The following is a 25,661-nucleotide window of genomic DNA, read 5'->3' as shown; positions in this document are numbered from 1 at the left end:
GCACTGACTTACGAGCCAGCGAGCAGCGATGTCCTTCAACACCTTCGGCCACATGTTCCGCGTCACCACCTTCGGCGAGAGCCACGGGGTGGCGATCGGCTGCGTGGTCGATGGCTGCCCGCCCATGATCCCGCTCACCGAGGCCGACATCCAGCGTGATCTCGATCGCCGGCGGCCGGGCCAGTCGCGCTTCACGACGCAGCGTCAGGAGCCGGATCAGGTGAAAATCCTGTCCGGCGTGATGGCGCATCCGGAGACCGGCGTGCAGGTGACGACGGGCACGCCGATCGGGCTCCTGATCGAGAACACCGACCAGCGCTCCAAGGACTATTCCGAGATCAAGGACAAGTTTCGTCCGGGCCATGCCGACTTCACTTATGAGGCCAAGTACGGCCTGCGCGACTATCGCGGCGGCGGCCGCTCCTCCGCACGCGAGACCGCGATGCGCGTTGCCGCCGGCGCGATCGCGCGAAAAGTCCTGCCCGACGTGAGGGTGCGCGGCGCGCTGGTGCAGATCGGCCCGCACAAGATCGATCGCCGCAAGTGGGACTGGGACGAGATCGCCAGGAATCCGTTCTTCTGCCCCGACAAGGACAAGGCCGCATTCTTCGAGACCTATCTCGACGGCATCCGCAAGAGCGGATCCTCGATCGGCGCGGTGATCGAGGTCGTCGCCGAAGGCGTGCCGGCAGGTCTCGGCGCGCCTATCTATGCCAAGCTCGATTCCGATCTCGCGGCCGCGATGATGAGCATCAACGCGGTGAAGGGCGTCGAGATCGGCGCCGGCTTTGGCGCGGCCGAGCTCACCGGCGAGGAGAACGCGGACGAGATGCGCACCGGCAATGACGGCACGCGCTTCCTGTCCAACCATGCCGGTGGCGTGCTGGGCGGCATCTCCACTGGACAGCCGGTAGTGGTTCGCTTCGCAGTGAAGCCGACCTCGTCGATCCTGCAGCCGCGTCTCACCGTCGATCGCAAGGGCACTGATACCGAAATCTTCACCAAGGGCCGCCACGACCCATGCGTCGGCATTCGCGCCGTTCCGGTCGGCGAGGCCATGATGGCCTGCGTGCTGGCCGATCACTTTCTGCGCGATCGCGGGCAGGTTGGACGTTGATGTCGCGGTACTAACCCACCGCGCAGCTTGACGGGCCCACCACTTCATCCGCAAATGGGCTATGAACAGTTCCGAACTCCAGCGCGTCTGCAACTGGCTGATCGACGGCGCCTGGTCGGTTGAGCCGGCCGAGATGATCACAGAATTCTGCGAACGTCTGGTCGCGGCCGGCCTGCCGGTGTGGCGGTTCGGCATCTTCATCCGCACGCTGCATCCCGAAGTCTTCGGCCGCAACTTCATCTGGCGGCAAGGGCAGAATCTCGAAATCGGCAGCGTCGACTTCGAGATCCTGGAGACTCCCGAATTCGCCCGCAGCCCCCTCCGCATCGTGTTCGAGCAGGCGCTGGAGGTCAGGGGGCGCGCGAACGATCCCGACGGTAAGCGCTTTCCGTTTCTCGACGACATGCGCGCCGAGGGTGCGACCGACTATATTGCGGTGCCGGTGCCGTTTCTCGATGGCTCCATCCATGCGACGAGCTGGATTACGCGACGTCCCGGCGGCTTCAGCGACGACGACATCGCGTCGATCCGGGCCCTCATCGCGCCGCTCGCGCGCGTCAGCGAGATCGTCACCCTGCGCCGCACCGCGGAGATGCTGCTCGACACTTATGTCGGTAACCGCGCCGGCGCACGCATCCTCGGCGGCCAGATCCGCCGTGGTCACACTGACACCATGCAGGCGGCTATCTGGCTCTCGGACCTGCGCGGCTTCACTGCGCTGTCGGACCGGCTGCCGGCCGAGACCGTGGTCGAGATCCTCAACGGTTATTTCGACTGCCAGGTCAGCGCGATCCTCGCCCATGGCGGCGAGGTCTTGAAGTTCATGGGAGACGGTCTGCTCGCGGTGTTTCCGATCGACGAATATGTCGGCGATGCCGCGCATGTCTGCGCGCAGGTGCTGGAGGCAGCGCGCGAGTCCCGCGCCAGTGTCGAGGCGCTCGCCTTTCCGGTCGGCGACGTCGTCGAACGTTTCCGCTTCGGCGTCGCGCTCCACGTCGGCAACATCCTCTATGGCAATATCGGCGGCGGCAACCGCCTCGACTTCACCTGCATCGGTCCGGCCGTCAATCTCGCCGCGCGGCTGGAGAAGATCGCGAGCCGGCTCGGCCGCACGATCGTGGCCTCGGAAGGCTTTGCCAATGTCTGCCGGCACGATTGGCAGGAGCTCGGTGAATTTCCGATTGCGGGATTTTCGAAGGCGCAGCGTGTGTATGGGATTTCGGATGAAGCGCCGGCGGTGATGGCCTAGCGGAGAGCGCATGTGTGGCGCTAAAGCTTGATCCGGAAAAGTGCGCAGCGCTCATCCCAATCGCATCGCACTTTAGCTGCCACGGACATATGACTGCTTCAGGCCCAGAGTTATGATCCTCAGAGTGATCCACAGCCTCAGCATCGCGAAGCTGAAGATGAACACGAAGTAGATCAGGTTCTTGGTGAACTGTGTCGCCGACGAGGTCTGCCAGAAATTCCAGATCGCGCTGCGCACCGCTTCCTGTCCATAGGCGAGGGCGACGTTGATGACACCGAGCACGATCACGCTGACGCCGAGCCACACTCCGCGCCGCGCAAACTCACCGATGGCGGCGAACAATGCGATCCTGCCGTCGTTGCGCTCGGCGCGGACGATCATGAGAAGCACCAGCGTCGCGATCAACGCGCTCCAGAATCGCCCGAGATGCGTGAACTGGTCGAAAGCAACGCCATCGAGGCCGGCCATCAGGTGAGGCGCAAACGCGACGTGGCCCGCGGCTGCGGTGCCGAGCGCGGCCGCGAGCATCACCACGGCGATCCGCCACAGAACCGAGAAGGACAGCTTCAACTGTTCCCCGAGCGTCAACTCACCGAGGGAGGATTGGCCTCCGGCCGCCTCGATCGATTGATGTGCCGTGGCAAAGAAGGCCAGCAGCACCGAAATGTCCGCGACGACAATTGCCGGCAAGGCGACCGCGCCGCCGCCAAACGCGATCACCCGCATGGCGGCCGCAAGGATCAGCCAGGGCAGGGCATGCAGCAGCCTGAACGGACCGAAAGAGGTCTCGGGGCGGGCCGGCCTGAGGTCGAGCCGTTTGCGCAGTGCGACTGTCATGTCGCCGTGGTGACACAGGAGATTGAAGCTGCGGTAGAGCGGATCGGTAAAATTGATCCGAAGTGGAAGACAGCGTCCTATTCCTCCGGCTCGGTCGTGAACAGCAGCGGATAGCCCTTGGCGCGGCCGGCGTCGGTGGCGCGTGTCGCCTTGGTTTCGGCAACATCCTTGGTGAACACCGCGACGACGCAGGCACCCAGCTTGTGGGCGGTGATCATCACCTTGTAGGCCTGATCCTCCGTCATGCGGAATTCGGCCTTCAGCACCATGGTGACGAACTCGCGCGGCGTGTAGTCGTCGTTGATGAGGATGACCTTGTGCAGCCGCGGCCGCTCGACCTTGGTCTTTGTCCTGGTTTTCGGCTTGGTGACGGTGTCGTTCATCGTTTCCTGAAACCCGGCCCTGATGAGCTCCAGCCCTCTCATCATATTGCAGGCGCCCGGGCCTCTCCAAGGCGGTCTGCGCGCCGCCTTCATGCCGTTGCGGATGGCAGGGATGCGCCGATCCGCTGGCCCCTTAGGGAAGAGCGCGAACAAACTGCATTGCGGCGATCAGCGCCCCCACGGACAGCACCACCGATGCAATCATGTAGACGGCCGAGGCGACGGTCTGACCGCGCTCGATCAGATACCAGGCATCCAGCGAGAACGTCGAGAATGTGGTGTATCCGCCACAAATCCCCACCGTCAAGAATATCCGGGCGGTCTGCGGCAGGTTCCATCTCGTCGCGAACAGCGCGGCGAAGATGCCGATCAGGAATGATCCCGTCACGTTGATGATCAGGGTGCCCCAAGGAAAGTCGGTGCCGAAAGCGCGGCCCGAACCAATTGCAACGAGGTAGCGCACGACCGCGCCGAGCGCTCCGCCGGCGGCTACAGCCAGAATGTATTGGATGTTCAAGGTCTCGTTCCCTGGTTTGTGACCTGCATTATTCGTCCTTTGCCGCCAGCCCGTTGCGGACCGTGAGCAGCCCGACGAGCGAGACCAGCGCGAAGCCGAGCCCTGCGAGGAACGTGCCTTCGGGACCATATGCGTCCCAAAGCGCGCCGGCGATCACGCTCGCGGCCAGCAGGGCAAGCCCAGTGAACAGGTTGAAATAGCCGAATGCGGTGCCGCGCAGGCTCGGTGGCGCAGCGTCGGCGACGAGGGCCGAGAGCAAACCTTGCGTTAGTCCCATATGCAGCCCCCACAGCACGACCCCGAGCGCGAGGCCGGCCAGATTCGGCAGCAGCGCCAGCGCGAGGTCGGCGCCGGCGAGGAAGACCAGACCGAGTGCGAGCAGGCCGGTCCGGCCGATCCGGTCCGACAGCACGCCGGCCGGATAGGCCGACAGGGCATAGACGATGTTCATCAGCACCAGCACCGCCGGCACCCACATCGCGTTGAGTCCGATGTTCTGTGCGCGCAGAATCAGGAAGGCCTCGCTGAATCGCGCGAGCGTGAAGACGATTCCGATCGCGACGACCCGCCAGTACACCGCCCCGAGTTGTCGCATTGCGGCGAGATTGAGCGGATTCTTCGCAGGCTCCCGGCTCGGGTCGGCGTCCGGCTCGTTCACAGCGAAGGCGATCAGTCCAAATGACAAGAACGCCGGCAGCACTGCCACCCAGAACACGATCGTAAAATTGTCGGCCGTCCACCACATCAGGCCGATCGCGGCGAGCGGCCCGACGAAGGCCCCGATCGTGTCGAGCGATTGCCGCAGCCCGAAGCTCGCGCCGCGCAGGCCGACCGGGGCGATATCGGCGATCAGCGCATCGCGCGGCGCGCCGCGAATGCCCTTTCCGACACGGTCGATAAAGCGCGCCGCCACCAGCCATTCGACGCTGGGCGCGAGCGGGAACAGCGGCTTGGTGAAGGCGGCCAGCCCGTAGCCGAGCGCGGCGAGCAGCTTGCGGCGGCCGAGCCAGTCCGACAGCGCACCGGAGAAGATCTTTGTGATCGAGGCGGTGGCCTCCGCAATGCCCTCGATGAAACCGACGGTGAGCGTGGAGGCGCCGAGCACGGTGACGAGATAGATCGGCAGCAGCGCATGGATCATCTCGGAGGAGATGTCCATCAGCATCGAGACGAAGCCGAGCACCCAGATCCCTCTGGGCAGCGTCGTGCGCGCAGCATTCGGTGTCGGCATCGTCACGTCTTCGTCTTCTCCTGGCCTTCTCCGGCTGGCCTTCGTTACAAGGCAACAAAAAACCCGCCATCGGCGGGTATGTCCATGCTCCCGCCAAAGGCAGAGGCCTTGAGATTGCCTCTCCTCGAGCAGGAGTCATCAGCCCAGCACGGTCATCGACTGCCGGGCGGTTGTCGGGGGACTCCATCCCCATCTGTGCGACCAACCCTAGCATGGAAATCGTGCCGGACAAGTGGGCGGGGCGTGCACTCCACGCTCGCCGCCGTCATTCCGGGGCTCGCGAAGCGAGAACTCAGGCGCGCCCTTGCGCGCCTGATAATCTCGTCATTACCGGTTCGGCTTCTTCGAGCCGCCCCGGATTGACGAAGCCTGTGATCGCGCGTGTTCCGGTGACGCAAGCGCGGCGACACGGCGGCGGTTTCGCGCTGGCACGCAAATTCTTAACTCGAATGTGAAGCGCAAGCGATCTTCGGCCTTTGCGGCAAGGCAATTGCATGTCACCATCGCGTCATACGACGGGAGACTGCGATGCGTTTGCTGTTCTCGATCGGGGCTGTGCTGGTGGCCGGCATGCTTGCTGGAGGGGACGTCGCGGGCATCGCGGCACCGGGACCCAAATTTGAATCGCCTGAGAGTCGACCTCGATCGCAGCGGCTGGCGGCCGACAAGGACGCGCAGACGGTCGACGTCGAACTGATCCTCGCGGTCGATGTGTCCTACTCCATGGACATGGACGAGCTCGCGGTCCAGCGCGAGGGCTATGCTCAGGCAATCCAGTCGAAGGAGTTCCTGCAGGCGCTGAAGCTGGGTCCGAACGGCCGGATCGCAGTGACCTATTTCGAGTGGGCCGCCTCCAGTGACCAGAAGATCATCATCCCCTGGCGGCTGGTCGACGGACCGGAGACGGCGGACGCGGTCGCCGCCGAGATCATGAAGACGCCGATCCGGCGCGCCTCGCGCACCTCGATCTCCGGTGCAATCGCGTTCGCGATGCCGTTGTTCGACGAGGATCCCTATCGGGGCTTGCGCCGCGTCATCGACATTTCGGGCGACGGTCCCAACAACAATGGCGGTCCGGTCACGATCGCGCGCGATGCCGCCCTGGAGAAGGGCATCGTCATCAACGGTCTGCCGATCATGGTCAAGGAGCCGTCCTACTCGACCATGGATATCGACAATCTCGATTTATACTATGAGGACTGCGTCATCGGAGGTCCCGGCTCCTTCGTCATCACGATCAAGGATCGCGACAAGTTCAAGGAAGCGATCCGCACCAAGCTGCTGATGGAAGTCGCCGGCCGCACGCCGGAGCGCCCCGTGATGCGCGTTGCGGACAAGGAGCCGCGCGTCAATTGCTTGATTGGCGAGAAGATCTGGTCCGACCGCTGGGGACGTTAACGTCGCGGCTGAGACCTTTTGCCCATCCCAACCGGCAGTTGAATTTAACTGCTCGTTAACCGGTGCGTGGCCCTAATCAGACTGTTTCCTTCCGTTTCCAGCCAGCATCCCGACATTGCTGGAGCGAACGAAAGCGGGTTTTTCCAACCTGCCTTTGAGCAAGCCATGGCCATCGTCACGTCGAGCACCAACCAGATTTCGCCCGCCAACGAGCGGATGTATCGCCAGAGTGCTCTGGTCGGTGAATGGAAGGGCAATTGGGTCGGCAACAACCAGCCTGTCGGCTTCAAGGTCGTGAACATCCGCGGTGCCCGGGCGCAGGTCGAGTACACCCATAACGGTCGCACCGAGCGCGGCTTTGGCGAGGTCAACGGCACGCTCATCACCTTTGGCGGAGTCACGGTCGGCACCAAGGACGGCAAGAGTATGGTGCTGCTGTTCTCGGTCGGCGGCGTTGGCAAGCAGACCGCGAATTTGGAGAAGCAGGAGCCGCCGGCTTCCGACAGCCGTCTGATGGGAAGCTGGGGTGGCTATTCCAGCGACAACGGCAAGAGCGCGAGCTTCAAGGTGCTCTCGGTCAATGGCAAGGAAGCCCAGGTCAGCGTCACCACCGACGGCGTCACCCGCCAGGGCACTGGCATCGTCTATAAGAACGTCATCATGTTCGGACAGACGCAGATCGCGACCGACGACGGCAAGAACGGCAAGGTCATCTACCAGGTCGGCACGAAATCCTTCGTGGTGCCGGTGACGAAGTATCCGCCGGCGGATTCGTCGTCCTCCGTCGACAAGACGGCATAGCCGCTCACAGCGGCGGCGTCCCGCCGGATCGTATCAGCGCCTTCAATTGGTGGTCGACCTGCCGCAGGATCGCGCAGGCCTGTGCCAGGCCGCCATCCCCGATCAGCCGCCAGATTTCGTCGGACCATTCCACCAGATGGGGAATCGTCAGGGGCAAGCGGGCCGTCTCCAGGAGTGCGCCCTTTTCGTTGATGAGATATCGACGGTTCAGTGCAAACAGCACCTGCGCGATGCACGCGAGCGCTCTGTAGACGCAGCCCGCGACGTGGGTCTGCTCGTCGCGAGCTGTCGCAAGTTCCGCATTGTCGATGCTGAACAGGATTTCCCATTGAAAGCGCCGCAACAAGGCGCGACCCAGATCCTCCGGATAGGGGAGCGCGATTGTCTTGAGCCGCGCGATCGGGCCGTTCGGATCGTGCAGAGGCTGACAATATGCGATCTCGCCCATCCAGATTGCCGAGCAGAAGCCATGTGGATGGCCGGGCTGGTAGGCCATGAGGACTGTACCGTTTCGGCAGTCCATCATGACTCGCTCGACATCGTCGACGTGACGGTAGAGCAGATCGACCTTTTGTCGCTCGACCGACCGCCATGCGCCGCCGACGATCCATGGCCCCCATTCGCCATATCTCGTTACGGTCGCAGCGCCGGGATCGTCGGCGATTTCCTTCACGACGGTCAGGAGCCGATCCGTATCGAGCGGGCCCGCGCTCGAACAATACAGCCCGATGTCGTAGTCGGACGAGGGATGCGCGCTGCCCCGCGCGCGTGAGCCGCCGAGCACGACGGCCTGAACGCCCGATACCTCGGCAAGAACGGATGTCAGGCGGGTGAGCAAGGGATCGTGCGGCATCAGGTGCAGTTCCCCGGGAGGCCTGCAGCCGTGACACCGGCGCGGTCGCTCCGCTGGCATTGATGATGTTCGAGGAGTATAATTTGCTAAATTGTTCACGGTAATCTGAATGTCCAAGTCTGCACTTTCATGTGCTCTTGCAGCTCTCGCGGTGCTCTGCCTCGGCGGAGAGCCGGTCCATGCGCAAGTTGCGCCGCTGAGATATTGGGTTCCCGGCGGACCTTTTGGCCTCAGCGGTGGTGCCGGCCAGAGCTCGGACACCTACGGCAACTTCACGAGCTTCAATACCGGCGATGCCGATTGGCGCACCAGCTCTGCGAACGGTTTCTTCGTCGGCAGCCAACGCGGCAATCTTGGTTTGAGCGGCTTCAGCCAGGCGGGCTCGATCGGCAATTTCAGCGCGCTATCTTATGACAGCACGCAGTTCGGCTATAACGTCAAGACCGCGGGTGGCATGCCGGTCACGTTCTTCGCCGGTTTCGACACGCTGAAGTTCGGCAACGGCATTGGCAGCTCGCTGGCGCCGCTCACCTCCAGCGCTGCGCCCGGCTATGGCGGGTTTGCGGGTGTCGAATTCAAGCCGACCTCCAACCTCAGCTTGTCGTTCGGGGCCGGGTTCATCCAGCAGCAATCGGGACTCATGGACAGTGACATCAACTCGTCGATGCTGCCCGGTGAGTCTCCTGCGCTGGGCGGCCTTCGGCGTTAAAGCGGAATGGCTTTAGGTCGAATCGATTGCCGCGGCTCCTTCACCTCTCCCGCGAGCGGGAGAGGTCGGCGCGAAGCGCCGGGTGAGGGCTTTCTCCTCTTGGGGATTGTCCCATTGCGGAAATACCCTCTCCCCGACCCTCTCCCGCGAGCGGGAGTGCACCTCCGTCGTTGCAGCGATCAAGCCTCACCTAATCACGCTCTATCTAGAACATGATGAAGCGACTTTCCGACAAGATCATGCTTAAACAAAGATCTAAAGCGCGATGACGATTCATCCAGATCTCACCCGCTCTCTAGGATTGCATCACCAGCTCCGGCGGACGCCGCAGCGATCTCGGCAGGTCTGGACCGGTTCCGAAACGCATCACGATATCGGGACGCCGTTCGCCGAGGCCGAGTGAGGCCCCGAATTGCTGCCTCAGCGCCGCCACCTCGACCGGCTGGTTGATGAAGGAATATTTGAGTCCCAGCGCGGTCGCCTGCAATCCGAAGCGCTGGCAGGCGCGGCCGACTGCGATCCAGTGCGACTTGTCGCTGCGATCGGCAGCGAGCACGACGACGCCCGCAGAGCTGTCGAGTTCTTCGCGGTATTTCTTGTTCTCCCCGCTCTCGGTGAAGAAGAGCTTGAGAAGCGGCCGCGCCACCCACGAGGGCAGCGAGGGGTTTCCGGACGCGGGCGAGAACAGCCCGTCCATGGTCGCGAGTGCCTCCGCCTCGTTGAAGCGAATCCAGCTGACGAGCTCGCGCATGAAGGCCTTGTCGCGCATTTGCGCCGAGTTGCCTTCGAGTACGTAGTCGGTGACCCCGGCGATCGCGGCGCGTTCGGTCATCAGGATCGCAGCGACGTTCGGTTCGCGACAGGCATCCTCGAGCCGACGCAATGTCTCCGGTGCGGCCGGCCTGCCGTCGAACGCTGCGCGGGTGCATTGCCTGATCGGAATCGCGGCCGCCAATGCCGATGTGTCCTGTGGGGCCTCGTCGAGCGTGATCACGATGCGGTCGCCGTCGACGGCCGCATCGGCGTGCCAGCCCAGCGTGGACGCGGCGAGGATGAGGTTTTCGGCGGCACAGCCGAGACTGACGAAGAGATGATGATCGTCCGGATCGACGGCCGGACACCGGCGCTTGAAGTCAGGCGCAATCGCGATGACGTTGCCGCGGACCGAGAAAATCCACGGCTGGGTGTTGTGGCTGTTGGCCGCGAGGGTGGCAAAGCGCACGAGTTCGCGATCCCGCGGCACGGCTTGCAGCGGAGCCCGTGACGACTTTACCGTCTCGTCATAGGTGTTCGCCGCCGCTGCGGCGGAGGAACCGGTGATGGCCGTTGCGGACAGCCCCAGCGAAGTCGCGATGAATTGTCGTCGGTCAAGCACGAACGTCCGCTCCGCATCTCATGGCACGGAACGCTTCTTAGCGCTGGCGGAGGGCAGAGCGATTGACTGGCATCAAGGTTGTCGGCTCGATTGGAAGTCCGCAGCCTATCGCGCGAACCGCGCCACCAGCTCGACATGCGGTGTGTGGCGGAACTGATCGACCGGCACCACCGCCTCCAGCCGATAGCCGCCGTCGATCAGCAGCCGCGCGTCGCGGGCGAAGGTCGCGGCGTTGCAGGACACCGCGATCACGACGGGCACCTTGCTCGCGGCGAGCTTCAGTGCCTGCGCCTGCGCCCCCTGGCGCGGCGGGTCGAACACCACCGCGTCGAAGTCGCGCAGCTCCGGCGGCACCAGGGGGCGGCGGAACAGATCGCGCGGCTCGGCCTTGATCGGCTTCAGGCCTGGTGTGCGCGCGGCCTTCGCGAGGGCCGCGATGGCGCCGGCGTCGCTGTCATAGGCCGTGACGCGGGCCTTCTCGGCCAGCCGCAGGGCGAACGGGCCGACGCCGCAGAAAAGATCGGCGACCTCCTTGGCCTTGCCGATGCGCTCGGCGACCAGTGCGGCGAGTGCCTCTTCGCCCGCCAACGTCGCCTGCAGGAACGAGCCCGGCGGCAACGTCACCTCCGCGCGGCCCATCTTCACCGTCGGCGGCAGGCGCTGCAGCACCAATTCGCCGTGCCGCGTCAGCCGCGCCAGGCGGTGCTGCTCGGCGACACGCGACAGCACAGTCACCAGCGGCGTCGGCAGCGGGCCGGAGCCGCGCACGTCGACATCGAGGCCGTTGGCGGTCGCGGTGACCTGGATGTCGAGCGGCTTCGTCACCGGCATCCTGGAAGTCAGCGGCTCGGCCAGCGCCCAGGCCGCATCGAGCGCACCCTCGAGTCCGGGATCAAGGATCGGGCAACGATGAATCGGGATGACGTCGTGCGAGCTCGTGGCGGCGAAACCGACCTTGAGGATGTCATGCGTGCCGAACCGGCCGTGCAGCGTGATGCGCCTGCGCCCGGCACCATGGGCGTCGACCAGCGGCGCCACCTCGCAATCAATGCCGGCCTGCGCCAGCGATTCCACCACGATGTTGCGTTTCCAGGCGCGATACGGCTCAGTCGCCCAATGCTGAATGGCGCAGCCGCCACAGACGCCGAAATGCGGACAGAACGGCTCGATCCGTTCGGAGCTTGCCACGTCCACCGCGAGCAGCTTGCGGCGGTCGGGATGGTGGCCCACGACATGATCGACCTCGACGGTCTCGCCGCCAAGCGTGTAGGGCACATAGATCGCCTCGCCTGTCGCGAGCGAGACACCGTCGCCGCGATGGCCGACATGGTCGATGGTCAGGCGCTCAACCACGGCGCGCGCCCAGAAAGAATTCGACATTGCCGTCGCCGCCGGTGATCGGCGAGGGGAATATCTCAATGTCGGTGCAGCCGAGCGAAGCGGCAAAGGCCGCGATGTCGTCGCAGATCTCCTGGTGCACGGCGGCGTCGCGGATGATCCCCTTCTTGTTGTGCTTCCGGTCCGCCTCGAATTGCGGCTTGATCAGCGCCAGCAGGTTCATCGGTGCGGCCGCCAGCGACAGCGCCACCGGCAGCACCGCCTTCAGCGAGATGAAGCTGACGTCGATCACGACGACGTCGGGCCGCGCCGGCAGGCGCTTGCCCTCATAGCTGCGGATATCGGTCTCTTCCATCGACACGATCCTGGGATGATCGCGCAGCGAGGGATGCAACTGGCTGGTGCCGACATCGATGGCGAACACCAGGCTCGCGCCGTTCGCCAGCAGCACCTCGGTGAAACCGCCGGTGGAGGCGCCGACGTCGAGGCAGACATGCTCCTCGATTTCAATCGGGTAGCGCTCCAGCGCCCCGGCGAGCTTGACGCCGCCGCGGGAGACGTAGGGATGTGCAGGCTCGGCCTGGATCACTGCGTCCTCGGCGATCGCCTCCGATGGTTTTGAAACCTGCTTGTCGTCGGCCATGACGAGCCCGGCTTCGATCGCCGCGCGCGCCCGGGCCCGGCTCTCGAACAGGCCGCGCTCGACCAGCAGGACATCCGCACGCTTGCGGGGAGGGGGCATCAAATCTCCGAAAGACGACTGAAGAGCTTATGTAGCGATCAATCGCGCGGCCGCCATCCGGACGCAAGCCTCGAACGCGGCGAGGTCGTGCCAGACGTCGACCGGCATCGTGGCCGGTGTTACCAGCGGGCAGCCGCGCAGCTCCAGCGCATGGATCATCATGAGGTTGTCGACGAGGCCAAAGTCCTCGACCATCAGCCCCTGCGCATCGACCAGCCGGCCGTCCTCCGTGGTGACGTCCATGAAACGGCCGACACGGTCGGCATAGGCTGCGCCGTCATTGGAATAGGCGAGACAGAATTTGCCGCGGCCGGCCATGTAGCCGAGCTCGTAGACGGTACCGGGATCGGCGCCGGCGCCGCGGAACGGGGTGAGATTGGCAATGATGGCAACCGCCTCGTCCATCATCGCCTCGTTGCCGCAAAAGATCTGCCGCGAGGCGTCGGGCGCGGCGAGGTCGATGGCGTTGTCGAGCGGATAGAGGCCGGTCAATCCGTGAGCCGCGCAGATATCAACCTTGCGCCGGCCGATCTCGACCGCGTCCGGCAGGAAAACGTCGGGGCCTGCCAGGTAGATCTTCATGGGAGCCAAAGCCGAGCAAGTTTGGATCGAGGTGCGAGCTGTGCGGCGTGCTCTGCTCCCTCCCCCGCGCGCGGGGGAGAGTTGGGGAGAGGGTGTCTCCTCAATCGAGAACCCACGAGAGGAAAGAGCCCTCACCCGACGCTTCGCGTCGACCTCTCCCGCAAGCGCAAGCGGGAGAGGTGAAGAAAGCGGTCGTCAGGCCAACTTCACCGTCTCGGTCTTCACATCCTTGCCCAGCGCCTCGAACACCTTGGCGACGATGCCCTTGGCGTCGAGACCGGCGCGGGCGTACATCGCGGCGGGCGTGTCGTGGTCCTGGAACACGTCGGGCAGAACCATCGTGCGGAACTTGAGCATGCCGGTGTCGAGCGCGCCCTGATCCGTCAGGTACTGCGCGACATGCGAGCCGAAGCCACCGATCGAGCCTTCCTCGATCGTGATCAGGATCTCATGGTCGCGGGCAAGCTTGAGCACCAGCTCGGTATCCAGCGGCTTCATGAAGCGCGCATCGGCGATCGTGGTCGACAGGCCGTGGGCGGCAAGCTCGTCGGCGGCCTTCTCGCATTCGGCGAGGCGCGTGCCGAAGGAGAGCAGGGCGATCTTGCTGCCCTGACGGATCATGCGGCCCTTGCCGATCTCGAGCGGAACGCCGACGTCGGGCATCTCGACGCCGCGGCCTTCGCCGCGCGGATAGCGCAGCGAGCTCGGACGGTCGTCGATCGCGACCTGGGTCGCCACCATGTGCACGAGTTCGGCCTCATCCGCCGCCGCCATGATCACCATGTTGGGCAGGCAGCCGAGATAGGCGTTGTCGAACGAGCCGGCATGGGTCGCGCCATCGGCGCCGACGAGGCCGGCGCGGTCGATGGCGAAGCGGACGGGCAGGCTCTGGATCGCGACGTCGTGCACGATCTGGTCGTAGCCGCGTTGCAGGAAGGTCGAGTAGATCGCGCAGAACGGCTTGTAGCCTTCGGTCGCAAGACCGGCGGCAAAGGTCACCGCGTGCTGCTCGGCAATGCCGACGTCGAAGGTGCGGTCGGGGAAGGCCTTGTTGAAGATGTCGACGCCGGTGCCCGACGGCATCGCCGCGGTGATGGCGACGATCTTGTCGTCCTTCTGCGCTTCTTTGACGAGGCTCTGGCCGAACACGTTCTGGTAGGCCGGCGCATTCGGCTTGGCCTTGGCCTGGGTGCCGGTCGCGACGTCGAACTTCACGACGGCGTGGTACTTGTCGGCGGAAGCTTCCGCCGGGCCGTAGCCCTTGCCCTTCTGCGTCACGACGTGGACCAGGATGGGGCCTTCTTCCATGTCGCGGACGTTCTTGAGCACCGGCAGAAGATGGTCGAGGTTGTGGCCGTCGATCGGGCCGACATAATAGAAGCCGAGCTCCTCGAACAGCGTGCCGCCGTCCATCATGAAGCCGCGGGAGTATTCCTCGACGCGATTGGCGCGGTTGGCGAGGATCTTGGGCAACCGCTTGTTGATCTGCTTGGCCGCATCGCGCAGCGTGCGATAGGTCTTGCCGGAGTACAGCCGCGACAGATAGGCACTCATGGCGCCGACCGGCGGGGCAATCGACATGTCGTTGTCGTTCAGGATGACGATCAGGCGCGAGTTCATCGCACCCGCATTGTTCATGGCTTCATAGGCCATGCCGGCCGACATCGCGCCGTCACCGATGACGGCGATAACGTTGTTCGTGCCGCCGGAGAGGTCGCGCGCCACGGCCATGCCGAGGCCGGCGGAGATCGAGGTCGAGGAATGCGCCGCGCCGAACGGATCGTAGTCGCTTTCGCTGCGCTTGGTGAAGCCGGACAGGCCGCCGCCGGTGCGCAAGGTGCGGATGCGGTCGCGCCGGCCGGTGAGGATCTTGTGCGGATAGGCCTGGTGGCCGACGTCCCAGATCAGCCGGTCGCGCGGCGTGTCGAACACGTAATGGATCGCGGTGGTGAGCTCGACCACGCCGAGGCCCGCGCCGAAATGACCGCCGGTCACCGAGACGGCATCGATGGTCTCCTGCCGCAGCTCGTCGGCGACCTGGCGAACCTGCTCGACCTTGAGCTTGCGCAGGTCTTCCGGCGTCCGGATGGTGTCGAGAAGCGGCGTCTTACTGTATGCGTTCACGGCGATTTCCAATTTGTCAGCGCCGGAAGGTCATTCCGGTGCGCGATGGGTTTGCACAATATCGGCGCAGCGCGAGTCCTCAAACCGTCGGAGCCACCTGCATGGGGCAAGGCCCCGTCTTCAAGCTTAGGTAAGCTTAGGTGCGCTCCGGTTCAGTCTCTGTGATCCCTGTCACTCAGATCGGCTTCGTCCGTCCCAAGCCAATTTCATTAGCAGTTTGAAGCGCTTGTCGTCGGCAATCGTTGCCCACGCAAGGCTCGCAAAAAGCCACACTCCGCGCAGCTTTACACCAAAGCTTGGGCCAAAGCCAACCCGCCGGATCGATGAGTGGTATGCAGGTGCAACTTGCGGGCCGGATTGGTTAACCCTGCCCCGGGATGAAGGGTTCCGGCCTTGCTGGGTTCCACGGCAGGCTTTTTTTCGCCTGAATGGAACCTTTTCGCCCTCAACGGCCGAATCTCGAAGGGGTTTGGCATTGGCTCGCCCGCAGGAAACCGCGGTGTTCGGTGCAACAGCCCGCGCGATCACGAAAGCGACACAGGAACCATGCCCCGTGAAGACGTTTTGCGGGCCGCCGGTCGTCAGGCGACCGAGCGGGGAAAGTCCGGCTTACTTACTGAACGTCGAGCGGCGCGGTGCCGGTGGCCTGGCCGCTGGCATCGGTGGTGATCTTGTCGACGCGCGCCTCGGCCTGACGCAGCAACTCCTCGCAGCGCCGCTTCAGGGCCTCGCCGCGTTCATAGATCGTCACGGATTCTTCGAGCGGGACCTTGCCGTCTTCGAGCCGCTTCACGATCGTTTCGAGTTCCTCGATCGCGCGCTCGAAGGTGAGCCTGGAGACGTCGACTTGAGTATTTTCGGCCATATCCGTTTCCGATTGCCCGATTCGCTTGCTTCACAGTGAAGGCGGGTTTTGCGGGCTTAATGTGGCGGGCGTCGTCAGGCGCCCATCAAGGCGCCGACATGCGCCGTAACAGATTCTTTCAGTCCTTGCAGGTCATAGCCGCCCTCGAGCACCGAAACAACGCGGCCGCCTGCGGTCTTGTCGGCGAGATCCATCAGCTTGCGTGTCACCCAGGCATAGTCCTCGGCGCGCAGGTTCAGCGAGGCCAGCGGATCGCGGTAATGTGCGTCGAAGCCGGCGGAGATGATCAGAAGCTCGGGGCTGAATGTCGTCAGCTGCGGCAGGATCAAGTTCTCGAACGCGGAGCGGAATTCCGGCCCACCGTCTTCGGAAGCAAGAGGCGCATTGACGATGGTATCGTGATCGCCGCGCTCGCTCTTGGCGCCGGTGCCTGGAAACAGCGGCATCTGGTGCGTCGAGCAGTACATCACGGTCGGGTCCGACCAGAAGATGTCCTGCGTGCCGTTGCCGTGATGCACGTCGAAATCGACAATGGCCGCGCGCTTGATGCCGTATTTGCGCTGCGCGTGGCGCGCCGCGATGGCGACGTTATCGAAGAAGCAGAAGCCCATCGGCTTGCCGATTTCGGCGTGATGACCGGGTGGGCGGATCGCGACGAAGGCGTTGCGGTGCTCGCCCGCCATCACCGCCTCGGTCGCCGCGACTGCGCCGCCGACGCCGCGCATCACGGCTTCCCACGTGCCAGGCGACATCGAGGTGTCGCCGTCGATATAGATCTGCCCGCTGGACGGGGCGATGTGGCGCAGCTCGGTGACGTAATGCTCGTTGTGGCACAACGTGACGAGATCGAGATCGCCCTCCGGCGCCTCCTCGCGCACCAGGAACTGGAAACGCTCATGCGATAGCGCTTCTTCCACCGCGCGCAGACGATCCGGCCTCTCAGGGTGTCCCTGCGGCGTGACATGGTCGAGGCAGGCCTTGTGGGAAAGGAGAAGCGTGCTCATCAGGTCGGCCTCATGGGGATGCGGACTTTTGACGTCGTTGGCGCATCCGGCGCCAAAACGCAATGCAAAACCCAATCTAAGCGCTTGGCCCGGAATGGCAAAGTGTAGGCTGTTTGATCCGGATCAATTCACGCGCAGGATGCGGGTGGGCGGCAGCGGACCGACCGGCCCGTGTGCCCGGAAGAACGCGAACAGCGCGTCCGCGTCGTAGCCGCCATATTGCGGCGCCGTGCCCTGTTTTGCGGCGCTAAAGCCGTCTCCGCCGACGGCGAGGTAGTCGTTGAGCGTGACGCGGTAGCCGTTTCCAGGTTCGATCGGCCTGCCGTTGAGCGTCATCTTCGCGGGGATGACGCGCTCGCCGAATGGCTTTGATGCATCCCAGGTATAGCTGAACCCGTTCGAGACCTGGAGAATCCGCGGCCGCTTCGGATCGAGCCATTGCTGCTCGAGCATGTCCTTGAGCTGGCTGCCCGTCAGCGTCATGGTGACGAGCCGGTTGCGGAACGGCTGGCTGGCGAAGACATCGCCGAACGTTATCGCGCCATTTTCCCTCGGAACGATGTCGGTGCGGATGCCGCCGGGATTGGTGATCGCGATGACAGCGCTGCCATCCTTCGCGTCGCGGGTTGCGAGCAATTGCGCGTCGGCAATGACATTGCCAAGCGGGCTTTCGCCGGCCTCGTTCGGCGCGCGCGACAGCGTCTGCGTCACCGAGCCGGCAGGCCGGTTGGCGATCGGCGCAGATAGCTTGTCGTAGGCGTCGATCAATGCGGTCTGCTCGGGATCCTTGGCCAGCGAAGCGTTGGCGACGATCACATTCTCGGCTTTGGCACTGACGATCTCGCGCGTTGCGGGATCGAGCTTGAGGTCGATCGCGGTGACCAGCGTGCCGTATTTGTCGCCGCTGGTGACGAGGCGTCCGTCGATATCGCAGACATAGGCGCGGTGGGTGTGGCCGCTGACCACGACGTCGACGGCACGATCGAATTTGTTGACGATGTCGACGATCGGCCCCGCAATTCCCGGGCATTCATTGTAGTCGCCGGCGGGCTCTCCGCCCTGGTGGATCAACACCACGATCGCTTCGACACCACGCGCCTTCAGTTGCGGCACGAGCGCGTTCACCGTCTCGGCCTCGTCGCGGAATTCGAGCCCGGCAATGCCCGATGGCGAGACGATGCCGGCGGTCTCCCTCAAGGTCAGTCCGATGAAGGCGACGGGAACGCCGTCGAATTCCCTGATCTCGTAGGGCGGCAGCACGCTCTTGCCGGTCGCGGTCTCGATGGTGGAGGCCGCGAGATAGCGGAATTTGGCGCCCGTGAAGGGATGCGGTCCCTGGCAGCCGTCGACGGGATGGCAGCCGCCGTTCTGCATTCGCAAGAGCTCGGTTTTGCCCTCGTCGAATTCGTGATTGCCGACCGAGCTGATCGCAAGGCCCATCATCGAGAGCGACTCGATCGAGGGCTCGTCGTGGAACATCGCCGACAGGAACGGGCTCGCGCCGATCAGATCGCCGGCGGCGACGAAGATGGTGTTCCTGCGCCCCTCCCGCAGCTGCTTCACCAGCGTCGCCATGTACTCGGCGCCGCCGGCCGCCACCGTCACCTTCCTGGTCTTGTCCTCGGGGTCGTTGATGCGGATGCCGCCCGGCGGCGGCCGCAGATTGCCGTGGAAATCGTTGATGGCGAGCACGCGCAGCTCGACTGGAGCGGCGGGCTGGGCCGAGGCAGGGACGGCGGCGAGGATGGTCAGGATCAGAAAGACGTATCGCATGGGACAAGACTAGACGCAGCGCGCGAAGATTTCACGATGCTTTGTCGTGAACACGCGTGTCGACACGTATGAAATCCTTGATGTCGGCGGTGAAGACGCCGGAGCCGCCGGCGATGATCATGCAGCGGATATTGCGCGCCGCGACGCTCGCGGGTCTTGCGAAGCATCAGCCTACATCATCTCGCAGGCGTGCAAACGCGCCGCTCAACCTTTTCGACGCCGACGTCTCATAATTCTGATGCATGGTACCCGCTGCCGTCATGCGTCGCAACAATTAGCTACAATGTTTCATTTGAATAACCTTTGGTTGTAGTGCATGATCTCGTGCCGTTCCATGGCCGACCGCCCGATTGATGATTGCCGCAACCCGGATTGACGAATCCTCGCTGCACTACCGCGGCTGGCGTGTCGTGCTGGCCTGCTTCCTGATGGCCTTCTTCATGTTCGGCTTCGGTCTCTACGGCCAGGGCGTCTATCTTGCCGAGCTTCAGCGCGCCCACGGCTGGCCGGGCACGCTGGTCTCCGCGGCAAGTACTTTCTCGTTTCTCCTGAGCTCCGTCCTCGTCATCTTCACCGACGATCTGCTCGAGCGCATCGGGCTGCGCTCGCTGATCCTGAGCGGGTTGACGGCGCTCGGCGCTTCGACCGTGCTGCTGGCGTTGATGCAGACGCCTTGGCAGCTCTATCTCGCCTATGCGCTGATGTCGGTCGGCTGGACCGGCATGGGGACCGTGGTGATCGCGACCGTGCTGAATTCCTGGTTCGAGCGGCGCCGCGGGCTCGCGCTCAGCCTTGCCTTCAACGGCGCGACTTGCGGCGGAATCATCCTCGTCCCGCTGCTGCTGTCGCTGACCGGCAGCATCGGCTTCCGTTCCGCCATGCTGGCAGCCACGCTCGCGATGATGGTGCTGCTGCTGCCGGTGGTCGTGACCTTCATCGGCTGGCCGGCCGGGATGTCAAGGGCATCGGACGGACGCCGGACCGCGGGCGGCGCGGCCGCGCCAGGCCATTCCCGCAAGGCACTGCTCGCCAACGCGGCGTTCTGGACCATGGTATTGCCGATCGCGATGGCGCTGCTGGCGCAGATGGGCTTCATCATCCACCAGGTGACGTTTCTCGAGCCGCTGATCGGCCGCTCCGCGGCAGGGCTCGCGGTCACCATCATGGCGGCGATGGCGGTGGTCGGGCGCCTGTCGCTTGGCCTGTTCGTCGACCGGCTCGATCCGCGTCTCGCCTGCGCTGCGTCGATGACGAGCCAGGCGGCGGCGTTGTTCGTGCTTCTCCAAAGCACGAGTCCGACCGTATTGCTGGCCTGCTGCGCCGTCTACGGCTTCTCGATCGGCAACATGATCACGTTCCCGCCCTTGATCATCCAGCGCGAGATCGGCTCTACCGCCTTCGCTGCCGCGATGGGGTTGGGCACATCGATCAGCGGTATCGTCAGCGCCTTTGGCCCGGGCATCGTCGGTGTCGTGCGGAGCTTGACGGGCAACTACACCACGGCGTTCGCGCTGTGCGTCGTGCTCGACCTCATCGCGACGGGAATCGTGCTGTGGCGGCCGGGGAAGAGCGTAGCCCGAATCTCCGCAAGCTAAGGGCAAGCGAAGGGGAAGGCCCGCGCAAGATTCGATGTCGTGGCGGGCAGATCCGACTTACCCCAGCAGCACCACATCCGCCGCCGCGACCGACTCGGCGCTTTCCGTGACCGTGCGCTCGAGCGCGGGTGCCTGCACCGTGATGTTCTCGGCAAAGAAGCGCGCCAGCGTGACGTAGCGCGCAGCGTCCGCGTTTGCCTCGGCCTTGGCCGCGAGCGCCTCGGAGGCGAGCAGGCAGCCGCCGAGCGTGGCGCCGAACTGCTGCAAATAGGGTGTCGCGCCGGCGAGCGCCTCGTTCGGTGCGGAGGCAACGCGCTCCAGGAGCCATTTGCTGGTGCGCGTGAGCGCCTCAATTGCCTCGCGCAGCTTTGCACCCGTGGTGCCGAAGCCGGGATCGTTGGAGGCCTCGACCTGGCTGACGGTCGCTGCGAGCTCGTCGAGCAGCGCCCACACCGACGCGCCGCCATTGGCTGCGAGCTTGCGCGTGACGAGATCGATCGCCTGGATGCCGTTGGTGCCCTCGTAGATCGCCGTGATGCGGGCATCGCGGTAGTGCTGAGCCGCGCCGGTCTCCTCGATGAAGCCCATGCCGCCATGCACCTGCACGCCGAGATAGGCGACCTCGTTGCCGATGTCGGTGGAATAGGCCTTGGCCATCGGCGTGAGCAGCGCCGCGCGTGCGGCCGCTTCAGTGCGCACCTTCGGGTCCTTGGCGCGCGTCGAGACGTCGATCGCGACGGCGGTCGCATAGCAGATGGTGCGCGCGGCCGCAGTCTGTGCCCGCATCCGCATCAGCATGCGCTTGACATCGGGATGCACGAGGATCGCATCGGAGCCGTCGCCCTTCTTGCCGACCGCGCGGCCCTGCTTGCGCTCCTGCGCATACGACAAGGCCTGCTGGTAGGCGCGGTCGGCAACGCCGACGCCCTCCAGGCCGACGCCGAGGCGGGCCTGGTTCATCATCGTGAACATGCAGCGCATGCCCTGGTTCTCTTCGCCGATGAGAAAGCCGATCGCGCCGCCATGATCGCCCATGGTCATGGTGCAGGTCGGGGAGGCGTGCATGCCGAGCTTGTGCTCGACGCCGGAGGCGTAGATGTCGTTGCGCTGACCCAGCGAGCCGTCCGCATTCACCATGAACTTGGGGACGAGAAAGAGCGAGATGCCCTTGGTGCCGGCGGGCGCATCCGGCAGACGCGCCAGCACGAAATGCACGATGTTGTCGGTCATGTCGTGCTCGCCATAGGTGATGAAGATCTTGGTCCCCTTGATGCGATAGGTGCCGTCGGCCTGCCGATCGGCCCGGGTGCGCAACGCGCCGACGTCGGAGCCGGCCTGCGGCTCGGTCAGCTGCATCGTGCCGGTCCATTCGCCGGAGACGAGCTTTCCGAGATAGATTCTCTTCAGCTCGTCGCTGCCATGCGTGTCCAGCGCCTCGATCGCCGAGGCGGTCAGCAGCGGGCAGAGGCCGAAGGCGACGTTGGCGGCGCTCCAGATCTCGGTGCAGGCGGCGTTGATCGCGAGCGGCAGGCCCTGGCCGCCGAACTCCTCCGGGCCGGACACCGCGTTCCAGCCGCCCTCGGTCCAGCGCTTGTAGGCATCCGGCCAGCCCGGCGCGGTCGTGACCTTGCCGTCGCTGAGCTTGATGCCGTGTTCGTCGCCGATCTTGTTGAGCGGCGCCAGCACGTCCGAAGCGAACTTGCCGGCTTCCTCCAGCACGGCGGCCGCGAGATCGGCGTCGAAATCGCCATAATGGCCGGCCTCCATGGCGGCCTTGAGGCCCGCGCCATGGTTGAGCGACAGCAGCATGTCAGAAATCGGCGCGCGGTAGGTCATGGCTCACTCCCGGGGGACAAATATTGACGCCGTATTCTCACGAAACGGAGGCGGTCTCAATGGTCGGGAGGTGGGCAGGGGCCCGCCGGAAACGGAGCCGGTGCGGGGTCGTTAGAGCATCAAGCGCAGCCGATCCCGGGCCTGCGGTATTTTGCCCCTCCAGACGGTTGAAATGCTGCCCCGCTCCCTATAGACCGGCTGCGACTGGAGAGAATCCGCGGTAGCCCGATCTTCCGCCATTCCGTCAGTCGCCTGTTGGGGCGTAGCCAAGCGGTAAGGCAGCGGATTTTGATTCCGCCATTCGGAGGTTCGATCCCTCCCGCCCCAGCCAGATTGCTCGCCCAACCTGAGATCACTCACGAAACCGGCCTGGCTGGGGAGCTGCTGCACAGCTCTGCGACACACTGCTGCTGCACAGGGGTGTGTCTGAGATGGATGTCCACGTTTTTCGCCGGGATGCCGTGTACTACTGGCGCCGTTGACCGCCGCGCGAGGCCTGTGCTGCGATCAGGCGGAGCCAGCTACACTCAGAGCTTCGCCGGTCAACGTGCGGCTGCAATTCCGCGCTGCTTTGCTGGGCTTTACCAGGCTCTTAACTTTGCTCAGTTACGTGCCGAATAGCTTGCGCACTGCTGGCAACCACTCGCCGGTCATCGTGAACTCGAGCCCGAGTCGAGCTCCGCAGGCAATCGCCAGCATCGTCATCGGCGCCGAAAGAGCGAGCGTCGAGAACGCGGTCAATCCCTGGCCGATCGTGCATCCCATCGACATGACCCCTCCGATGCCCATCAGGAGCGCGCCGGTCATGTGGCGCTTCAGTTCGCGCGCGTCGTCGCAGGCCTCCCAACGGAAGCCGCGTGCGAGTATCGCTGCGGAAAAAGAGCCTGCAACGACGCCGGCGACGGAACCGATACCGAAGTTCAGCCGCGCACCGGAGAAGGTGGCGATGTAGAGAATGGCATCGCCGAGCGGCGCCACGAAAGTGAGCGATGAGACCCGCACGGCATCGAACTCGTCGTCGGCAAGCCATCCAGTCGCAAACCAGCCGAACGCGATCGCGGTGCCGACGGCAAGACCAGCGGCCAGAAGCCGCGGCGACCGCATCAGCCTGCCATCTGCGAGCGCCCAGAAGGCGAGCGCGGCGGCAATCGCCAGGACGAGGATCGCGCGCATTGCTCCGCCTGCGCCGAGCAGCGACGTCAAGGTCTGGGTGCTTCCCTCGGGGAGCCGCAACGACAACGGCTCAATCAGCATCAGGCGCAGCATGCCGGTGATGCCGCGCATGGTCGCAAGCGCCGACAGGCCGAGCACGAGAAAGACCACGATGGCGCGTAGATCGCCACCGCCGACGCGCACCAGCGTGCCGAAGCCGCAAGTGCCGACCAGTGCCATGCCGACGCCGAACATCAACCCGCCAATGATCGCACCGCCAAGACCGATCGACGCCGTGAGGTAGATCGACCGCGACAGATCGACGATGCCGAACGCGGCAAGCGCCTGAGTCGCGAGCAGGGCGACCGCCGCGGCCAGCGCAAAGGATTTCAGCCGGCGAAAATCCGAGCCGAAGAATGCATCCTCGAGCATCGCAAGCGTGCAAAATCGTCCCGCCCGACCCGCAACGCCGAGCACGCCCCCGGCGGCAAGTCCGCATGCAAAAGCTATGGTCGAGGGGCCCAGCATTCCTCCCGGGGGATGTTCGTTCTTGTTGTCGAGCAGTCTGCGTCGGGCAGGCACGAAAATCCAGTGCGGAATGTCACCGGCGGCGCCGGCGCACTGGCTCGCAGAACACGTCGTAGACGGCGGTGAGAATCTTGCGGACGTCCTCGTTGGCAAGACTGTAGTAGATTGTCTTGCCGTCGCGGCGGGTCGTCACCAGCCGATCGAGTCTCAGCCGCGCGAGCTGCTGCGAGACGGTCGACTGCCGCTCGCCCAGGAACTGCTCGAGCTCGGTCACCGATTTCTCGCCCTCGGCGAGGATGCAGAGCAGCAGCAATCGGGACTCGTGCGACAGCGCCTTGAGCATATCGCTCGCCTCACGCGCCTTCTCGATCATCTGCTCGAGTTCCGCGGAGCCCTCGATCTCCTTCAGCTTTGGCAACGGCATCGCGTCAAATTCCCCTGAGCAAAATTCGCAAGAACGGCTACGACCTGTCCAATTCCGATCCCGTGCTTGACAGGATTCGGTCCAAGAGGCCGAAGAAGAAGGCATCTCCAGGATAGCCGCGAATGCGTCCGATCTCACGGCCCTCTTGTACCACGACAAAGGTCGGCGTGAAGGCACCCGGATCGATTCCGGCGAGATCAGCGGGAAGGGGGCCGTTCAGGTCGACCCGGCGCAGGGGGACGGCTCGGCCTTCCCCGGTCTTGTCGTAGATCGGCGCGATCTCGGCGTTGAAGCGCGCGCACCAGGCGCAGCCGGCCCGCTCGAACATGACGAGCTCGGCCGCGCGCGATGCCGTCGTCGGCAGAGCTAGCCCGACAGCGACTGCGAGCAAGATGATGATTCCGTTCATGCTGCGTACCGAACCCCTGGACTTGCTTGTAACGTCCTCGGCGCTTTATATCATTAAATTCATATATGTGATAGGGATGGGAACGGAATGACCTTGGACGTCACGCTTGGTGCGGCCTTCGTCGCGGGCCTTTTGTCGTTTCTGTCGCCCTGCATCCTGCCGCTGGTGCCGCCTTTCCTGTGCTACATGGCCGGCGTCTCGGTCACGGATCTGTCCGGTGACAGGCCGGAACTGCGGCCGCGCATCCTGCTCTCCGCGCTTTCCTTCGTGGCGGGCTTTTCGCTGGTCTTCATCGCGCTCGGCTCGACCGCCTCGATCGCGGGACGCTTCGTCTCCGCGCATCTGTCGACGCTCGGCATCGTCGCTGGCGGGTTGATCATCGTCATGGGCCTGCATTTTCTAGGGCTGCTCAGGATTCCGCTGCTCTATCGTAGTGCGACCGTGCAGGTCGACAGCCGCCCAGCCGGCCTGCTGGGGGCTTTCGTCATGGGCCTGGCCTTTGCGTTTGGCTGGACGCCCTGTGCAGGCCCGATCCTGGCCGCCGTCTTGCTGATGGCAGGCTCTGAAGACACGACCGGACGGGGCGCACTGCTGCTCCTCGCCTATTCGATCGGGACCGGCATTCCCTTCCTGATCGCGGCTGCCTTCACCGGTCGCTTCATCGCCGCGCTTGGCCGTGTGCGCCGGCATCTCGGTCTGGTCGAGAAGGCGATGGGCGTCTTCCTGGTCGCGACCGGCCTGATGTTCCTGACCGGATTGATGCCCGCGGTCTCGGAATGGCTGCTCGAGCGTTTTCCTGGATTGACCAGCATCGGCTGA

The 25,661-nt window shown here is 64.5% G+C and carries 25 protein-coding genes, 1 tRNA gene and 1 riboswitch; of the genes, 9 read left to right on the top strand and 17 right to left on the bottom strand.

Annotation, left to right across the window (positions count from 1 at the left end):
• Positions 1–28 precede the first annotated feature (28 nt).
• Positions 29–1,117 carry a chorismate synthase gene (gene aroC, locus ACM42_RS23705; protein ID WP_271530190.1) on the top strand — a complete coding sequence of 363 codons (1,089 nt, stop codon included), beginning with the start codon at positions 29–31 and terminating at the stop codon, positions 1,115–1,117.
• 61 nt (positions 1,118–1,178) lie between these two features.
• Positions 1,179–2,366, top strand: a complete 1,188-nt coding sequence (locus ACM42_RS23700; protein WP_271530189.1) for an adenylate/guanylate cyclase domain-containing protein — start codon at positions 1,179–1,181, stop codon at positions 2,364–2,366.
• A gap of 72 nt (positions 2,367–2,438) precedes the next feature.
• Here ACM42_RS23700 and ACM42_RS23695 read toward each other — a convergent pair whose 3' ends face one another.
• The 4 genes from ACM42_RS23695 to ACM42_RS23680 form a co-directional block, all read right to left on the bottom strand.
• Positions 2,439–3,203, bottom strand: a complete 765-nt coding sequence (locus tag ACM42_RS23695; protein ID WP_271530188.1) for a hypothetical protein — start codon at positions 3,201–3,203, stop codon at positions 2,439–2,441.
• Positions 3,204–3,280: 77 nt separating this feature from the next.
• Positions 3,281–3,586: an ATP-dependent Clp protease adapter ClpS gene (gene clpS / locus ACM42_RS23690; protein WP_061878702.1), complete on the bottom strand. Its 306-nt coding sequence runs from the start codon at positions 3,584–3,586 to the stop codon at positions 3,281–3,283.
• Positions 3,587–3,719: 133 nt separating this feature from the next.
• Positions 3,720–4,103 carry a fluoride efflux transporter CrcB gene (crcB, locus tag ACM42_RS23685; RefSeq protein ID WP_028180358.1) on the bottom strand — a complete coding sequence of 128 codons (384 nt, stop codon included), beginning with the start codon at positions 4,101–4,103 and terminating at the stop codon, positions 3,720–3,722.
• 28 nt (positions 4,104–4,131) lie between these two features.
• Positions 4,132–5,334, bottom strand: coding sequence for an MFS transporter (locus ACM42_RS23680; RefSeq protein ID WP_271530276.1), 1,203 nt, complete (start codon positions 5,332–5,334; stop codon positions 4,132–4,134).
• Positions 5,335–5,456: 122 nt separating this feature from the next.
• A riboswitch (Fluoride riboswitch) is annotated at positions 5,457–5,534 on the bottom strand.
• Positions 5,535–5,862: 328 nt separating this feature from the next.
• Here ACM42_RS23680 and ACM42_RS23675 point away from each other — a divergent pair.
• Together ACM42_RS23675 and ACM42_RS23670 are read left to right on the top strand one after the other, a co-directional pair.
• Positions 5,863–6,732, top strand: a complete 870-nt coding sequence (locus ACM42_RS23675) for a DUF1194 domain-containing protein (RefSeq protein WP_271530187.1) — start codon at positions 5,863–5,865, stop codon at positions 6,730–6,732.
• Between the two features lie 165 nt (positions 6,733–6,897).
• The gene (locus ACM42_RS23670; RefSeq protein ID WP_271530186.1) at positions 6,898–7,533 is read left to right on the top strand and encodes a hypothetical protein; all 636 of its coding nucleotides are present in this window, start codon (positions 6,898–6,900) and stop codon (positions 7,531–7,533) included.
• Positions 7,534–7,537: 4 nt separating this feature from the next.
• On the opposite strand, the gene ACM42_RS23665 is transcribed toward ACM42_RS23670, so the two are convergent.
• On the bottom strand, positions 7,538–8,386 hold the full coding sequence (locus tag ACM42_RS23665; RefSeq protein WP_271530185.1) for a nucleotidyltransferase domain-containing protein: 849 nt from the start codon (positions 8,384–8,386) through the stop codon (positions 7,538–7,540).
• 109 nt (positions 8,387–8,495) lie between these two features.
• On the opposite strand from ACM42_RS23665, the gene ACM42_RS23660 reads away from it, so the two are divergent.
• Entirely contained in the window at positions 8,496–9,095 is a 600-nt protein-coding gene (locus ACM42_RS23660; RefSeq protein ID WP_271530184.1) for a hypothetical protein, read from the top strand.
• Between the two features lie 295 nt (positions 9,096–9,390).
• Here the strand turns inward: ACM42_RS23660 and ACM42_RS23655 are convergent, their stop codons facing one another.
• The 8 genes from ACM42_RS23655 to ACM42_RS23620 all read right to left on the bottom strand — a co-directional run bounded on the left by ACM42_RS23655 (position 9,391) and on the right by ACM42_RS23620 (position 18,898).
• Positions 9,391–10,470 (bottom strand): Acg family FMN-binding oxidoreductase, encoded by a 1,080-nt coding sequence (locus ACM42_RS23655; protein ID WP_271530183.1) that lies wholly within the window; start codon positions 10,468–10,470, stop codon positions 9,391–9,393.
• A 105-nt stretch (positions 10,471–10,575) separates the two neighbouring features.
• The gene (locus tag ACM42_RS23650) at positions 10,576–11,823 is read right to left on the bottom strand and encodes a class I SAM-dependent RNA methyltransferase (protein WP_271530275.1); all 1,248 of its coding nucleotides are present in this window, start codon (positions 11,821–11,823) and stop codon (positions 10,576–10,578) included.
• Positions 11,816–12,550 carry a TlyA family RNA methyltransferase gene (locus ACM42_RS23645; RefSeq protein WP_271530182.1) on the bottom strand — a complete coding sequence of 245 codons (735 nt, stop codon included), beginning with the start codon at positions 12,548–12,550 and terminating at the stop codon, positions 11,816–11,818. The genes ACM42_RS23650 and ACM42_RS23645 overlap by 8 nt, the downstream gene beginning before the upstream one ends.
• A 27-nt stretch (positions 12,551–12,577) precedes the next feature.
• Positions 12,578–13,132 carry a nucleoside 2-deoxyribosyltransferase gene (locus tag ACM42_RS23640; RefSeq protein ID WP_271530181.1) on the bottom strand — a complete coding sequence of 185 codons (555 nt, stop codon included), beginning with the start codon at positions 13,130–13,132 and terminating at the stop codon, positions 12,578–12,580.
• A 195-nt stretch (positions 13,133–13,327) separates the two neighbouring features.
• Positions 13,328–15,256 carry a 1-deoxy-D-xylulose-5-phosphate synthase gene (gene dxs, locus ACM42_RS23635; protein ID WP_271530180.1) on the bottom strand — a complete coding sequence of 643 codons (1,929 nt, stop codon included), beginning with the start codon at positions 15,254–15,256 and terminating at the stop codon, positions 13,328–13,330.
• A gap of 613 nt (positions 15,257–15,869) precedes the next feature.
• Positions 15,870–16,121: an exodeoxyribonuclease VII small subunit gene (locus ACM42_RS23630; RefSeq protein ID WP_008132970.1), complete on the bottom strand. Its 252-nt coding sequence runs from the start codon at positions 16,119–16,121 to the stop codon at positions 15,870–15,872.
• 74 nt (positions 16,122–16,195) lie between these two features.
• Positions 16,196–17,125: a histone deacetylase family protein gene (locus ACM42_RS23625; RefSeq protein ID WP_271530179.1), complete on the bottom strand. Its 930-nt coding sequence runs from the start codon at positions 17,123–17,125 to the stop codon at positions 16,196–16,198.
• A 123-nt stretch (positions 17,126–17,248) separates the two neighbouring features.
• Positions 17,249–18,898 carry a bifunctional metallophosphatase/5'-nucleotidase gene (locus tag ACM42_RS23620; protein WP_271530178.1) on the bottom strand — a complete coding sequence of 550 codons (1,650 nt, stop codon included), beginning with the start codon at positions 18,896–18,898 and terminating at the stop codon, positions 17,249–17,251.
• An 80-nt stretch (positions 18,899–18,978) separates the two neighbouring features.
• Here ACM42_RS23620 and ACM42_RS23615 point away from each other — a divergent pair, with 80 nt between their 5' ends.
• Both ACM42_RS23615 and ACM42_RS23610 read left to right on the top strand, forming a co-directional pair.
• On the top strand, positions 18,979–19,131 hold the full coding sequence (locus tag ACM42_RS23615; protein ID WP_271530177.1) for a hypothetical protein: 153 nt from the start codon (positions 18,979–18,981) through the stop codon (positions 19,129–19,131).
• A gap of 120 nt (positions 19,132–19,251) precedes the next feature.
• The gene (locus ACM42_RS23610) at positions 19,252–20,493 is read left to right on the top strand and encodes an MFS transporter (protein WP_271530176.1); all 1,242 of its coding nucleotides are present in this window, start codon (positions 19,252–19,254) and stop codon (positions 20,491–20,493) included.
• A 57-nt stretch (positions 20,494–20,550) separates the two neighbouring features.
• Here ACM42_RS23610 and ACM42_RS23605 read toward each other — a convergent pair whose 3' ends face one another.
• Positions 20,551–22,329: an acyl-CoA dehydrogenase gene (locus ACM42_RS23605; RefSeq protein ID WP_271530175.1), complete on the bottom strand. Its 1,779-nt coding sequence runs from the start codon at positions 22,327–22,329 to the stop codon at positions 20,551–20,553.
• Between the two features lie 256 nt (positions 22,330–22,585).
• Between ACM42_RS23605 and ACM42_RS23600 the strand changes: the two genes are divergently transcribed.
• Positions 22,586–22,660, top strand: a tRNA-Gln gene (locus ACM42_RS23600).
• Between the two features lie 275 nt (positions 22,661–22,935).
• On the opposite strand, the gene ACM42_RS23595 is transcribed toward ACM42_RS23600, so the two are convergent.
• The 3 genes from ACM42_RS23595 to ACM42_RS23585 all read right to left on the bottom strand — a co-directional run bounded on the left by ACM42_RS23595 (position 22,936) and on the right by ACM42_RS23585 (position 24,842).
• Positions 22,936–24,009 carry a YeeE/YedE family protein gene (locus tag ACM42_RS23595; protein ID WP_271530274.1) on the bottom strand — a complete coding sequence of 358 codons (1,074 nt, stop codon included), beginning with the start codon at positions 24,007–24,009 and terminating at the stop codon, positions 22,936–22,938.
• 73 nt (positions 24,010–24,082) lie between these two features.
• Positions 24,083–24,433 (bottom strand): ArsR/SmtB family transcription factor, encoded by a 351-nt coding sequence (locus ACM42_RS23590; protein ID WP_024337386.1) that lies wholly within the window; start codon positions 24,431–24,433, stop codon positions 24,083–24,085.
• A gap of 37 nt (positions 24,434–24,470) precedes the next feature.
• Positions 24,471–24,842 (bottom strand): thioredoxin, encoded by a 372-nt coding sequence (locus tag ACM42_RS23585; protein WP_271530174.1) that lies wholly within the window; start codon positions 24,840–24,842, stop codon positions 24,471–24,473.
• Positions 24,843–24,929: 87 nt separating this feature from the next.
• Between ACM42_RS23585 and ACM42_RS23580 the strand changes: the two genes are divergently transcribed.
• On the top strand, positions 24,930–25,661 hold the full coding sequence (locus tag ACM42_RS23580) for a cytochrome c biogenesis CcdA family protein (protein ID WP_271530173.1): 732 nt from the start codon (positions 24,930–24,932) through the stop codon (positions 25,659–25,661).

This window comes from Bradyrhizobium sp. CCBAU 25338 (genome assembly GCF_028128965.1).
Classification (GTDB): Bacteria; Pseudomonadota; Alphaproteobacteria; order Rhizobiales; family Xanthobacteraceae; genus Bradyrhizobium; species Bradyrhizobium liaoningense.
This window is presented reverse-complemented; position numbering and strand designations above follow the sequence as displayed.

What these genes read in the sequence shown, in the direction of transcription:
- ACM42_RS23645 (WP_271530182.1), bottom strand. Translation starts at nt 12,550, where the DNA reads ATGCCCCCTCCCCGCAAGCGTGCGGATGTCCTGCTGGTCGAGCGCGGC.
- clpS (WP_061878702.1), bottom strand. Translation starts at nt 3,586, where the DNA reads ATGAACGACACCGTCACCAAGCCGAAAACCAGGACAAAGACCAAGGTC.
- ACM42_RS23695 (WP_271530188.1), bottom strand. Translation starts at nt 3,203, where the DNA reads ATGACAGTCGCACTGCGCAAACGGCTCGACCTCAGGCCGGCCCGCCCC.
- ACM42_RS23590 (WP_024337386.1), bottom strand. Translation starts at nt 24,433, where the DNA reads ATGCCGTTGCCAAAGCTGAAGGAGATCGAGGGCTCCGCGGAACTCGAG.
- ACM42_RS23665 (WP_271530185.1), bottom strand. Translation starts at nt 8,386, where the DNA reads ATGCCGCACGATCCCTTGCTCACCCGCCTGACATCCGTTCTTGCCGAG.
- ACM42_RS23675 (WP_271530187.1), top strand. Translation starts at nt 5,863, where the DNA reads ATGCGTTTGCTGTTCTCGATCGGGGCTGTGCTGGTGGCCGGCATGCTT.
- ACM42_RS23585 (WP_271530174.1), bottom strand. Translation starts at nt 24,842, where the DNA reads ATGAACGGAATCATCATCTTGCTCGCAGTCGCTGTCGGGCTAGCTCTG.
- ACM42_RS23680 (WP_271530276.1), bottom strand. Translation starts at nt 5,334, where the DNA reads ATGCCGACACCGAATGCTGCGCGCACGACGCTGCCCAGAGGGATCTGG.
- ACM42_RS23625 (WP_271530179.1), bottom strand. Translation starts at nt 17,125, where the DNA reads ATGAGCACGCTTCTCCTTTCCCACAAGGCCTGCCTCGACCATGTCACG.
- ACM42_RS23670 (WP_271530186.1), top strand. Translation starts at nt 6,898, where the DNA reads ATGGCCATCGTCACGTCGAGCACCAACCAGATTTCGCCCGCCAACGAG.
- ACM42_RS23630 (WP_008132970.1), bottom strand. Translation starts at nt 16,121, where the DNA reads ATGGCCGAAAATACTCAAGTCGACGTCTCCAGGCTCACCTTCGAGCGC.
- ACM42_RS23660 (WP_271530184.1), top strand. Translation starts at nt 8,496, where the DNA reads ATGTCCAAGTCTGCACTTTCATGTGCTCTTGCAGCTCTCGCGGTGCTC.
- aroC (WP_271530190.1), top strand. Translation starts at nt 29, where the DNA reads ATGTCCTTCAACACCTTCGGCCACATGTTCCGCGTCACCACCTTCGGC.
- ACM42_RS23605 (WP_271530175.1), bottom strand. Translation starts at nt 22,329, where the DNA reads ATGACCTACCGCGCGCCGATTTCTGACATGCTGCTGTCGCTCAACCAT.
- ACM42_RS23615 (WP_271530177.1), top strand. Translation starts at nt 18,979, where the DNA reads ATGTCGGCGGTGAAGACGCCGGAGCCGCCGGCGATGATCATGCAGCGG.
- ACM42_RS23620 (WP_271530178.1), bottom strand. Translation starts at nt 18,898, where the DNA reads ATGCGATACGTCTTTCTGATCCTGACCATCCTCGCCGCCGTCCCTGCC.
- ACM42_RS23640 (WP_271530181.1), bottom strand. Translation starts at nt 13,132, where the DNA reads ATGAAGATCTACCTGGCAGGCCCCGACGTTTTCCTGCCGGACGCGGTC.
- ACM42_RS23700 (WP_271530189.1), top strand. Translation starts at nt 1,179, where the DNA reads ATGAACAGTTCCGAACTCCAGCGCGTCTGCAACTGGCTGATCGACGGC.
- ACM42_RS23595 (WP_271530274.1), bottom strand. Translation starts at nt 24,009, where the DNA reads ATGCTGGGCCCCTCGACCATAGCTTTTGCATGCGGACTTGCCGCCGGG.
- ACM42_RS23610 (WP_271530176.1), top strand. Translation starts at nt 19,252, where the DNA reads ATGATTGCCGCAACCCGGATTGACGAATCCTCGCTGCACTACCGCGGC.
- ACM42_RS23580 (WP_271530173.1), top strand. Translation starts at nt 24,930, where the DNA reads ATGACCTTGGACGTCACGCTTGGTGCGGCCTTCGTCGCGGGCCTTTTG.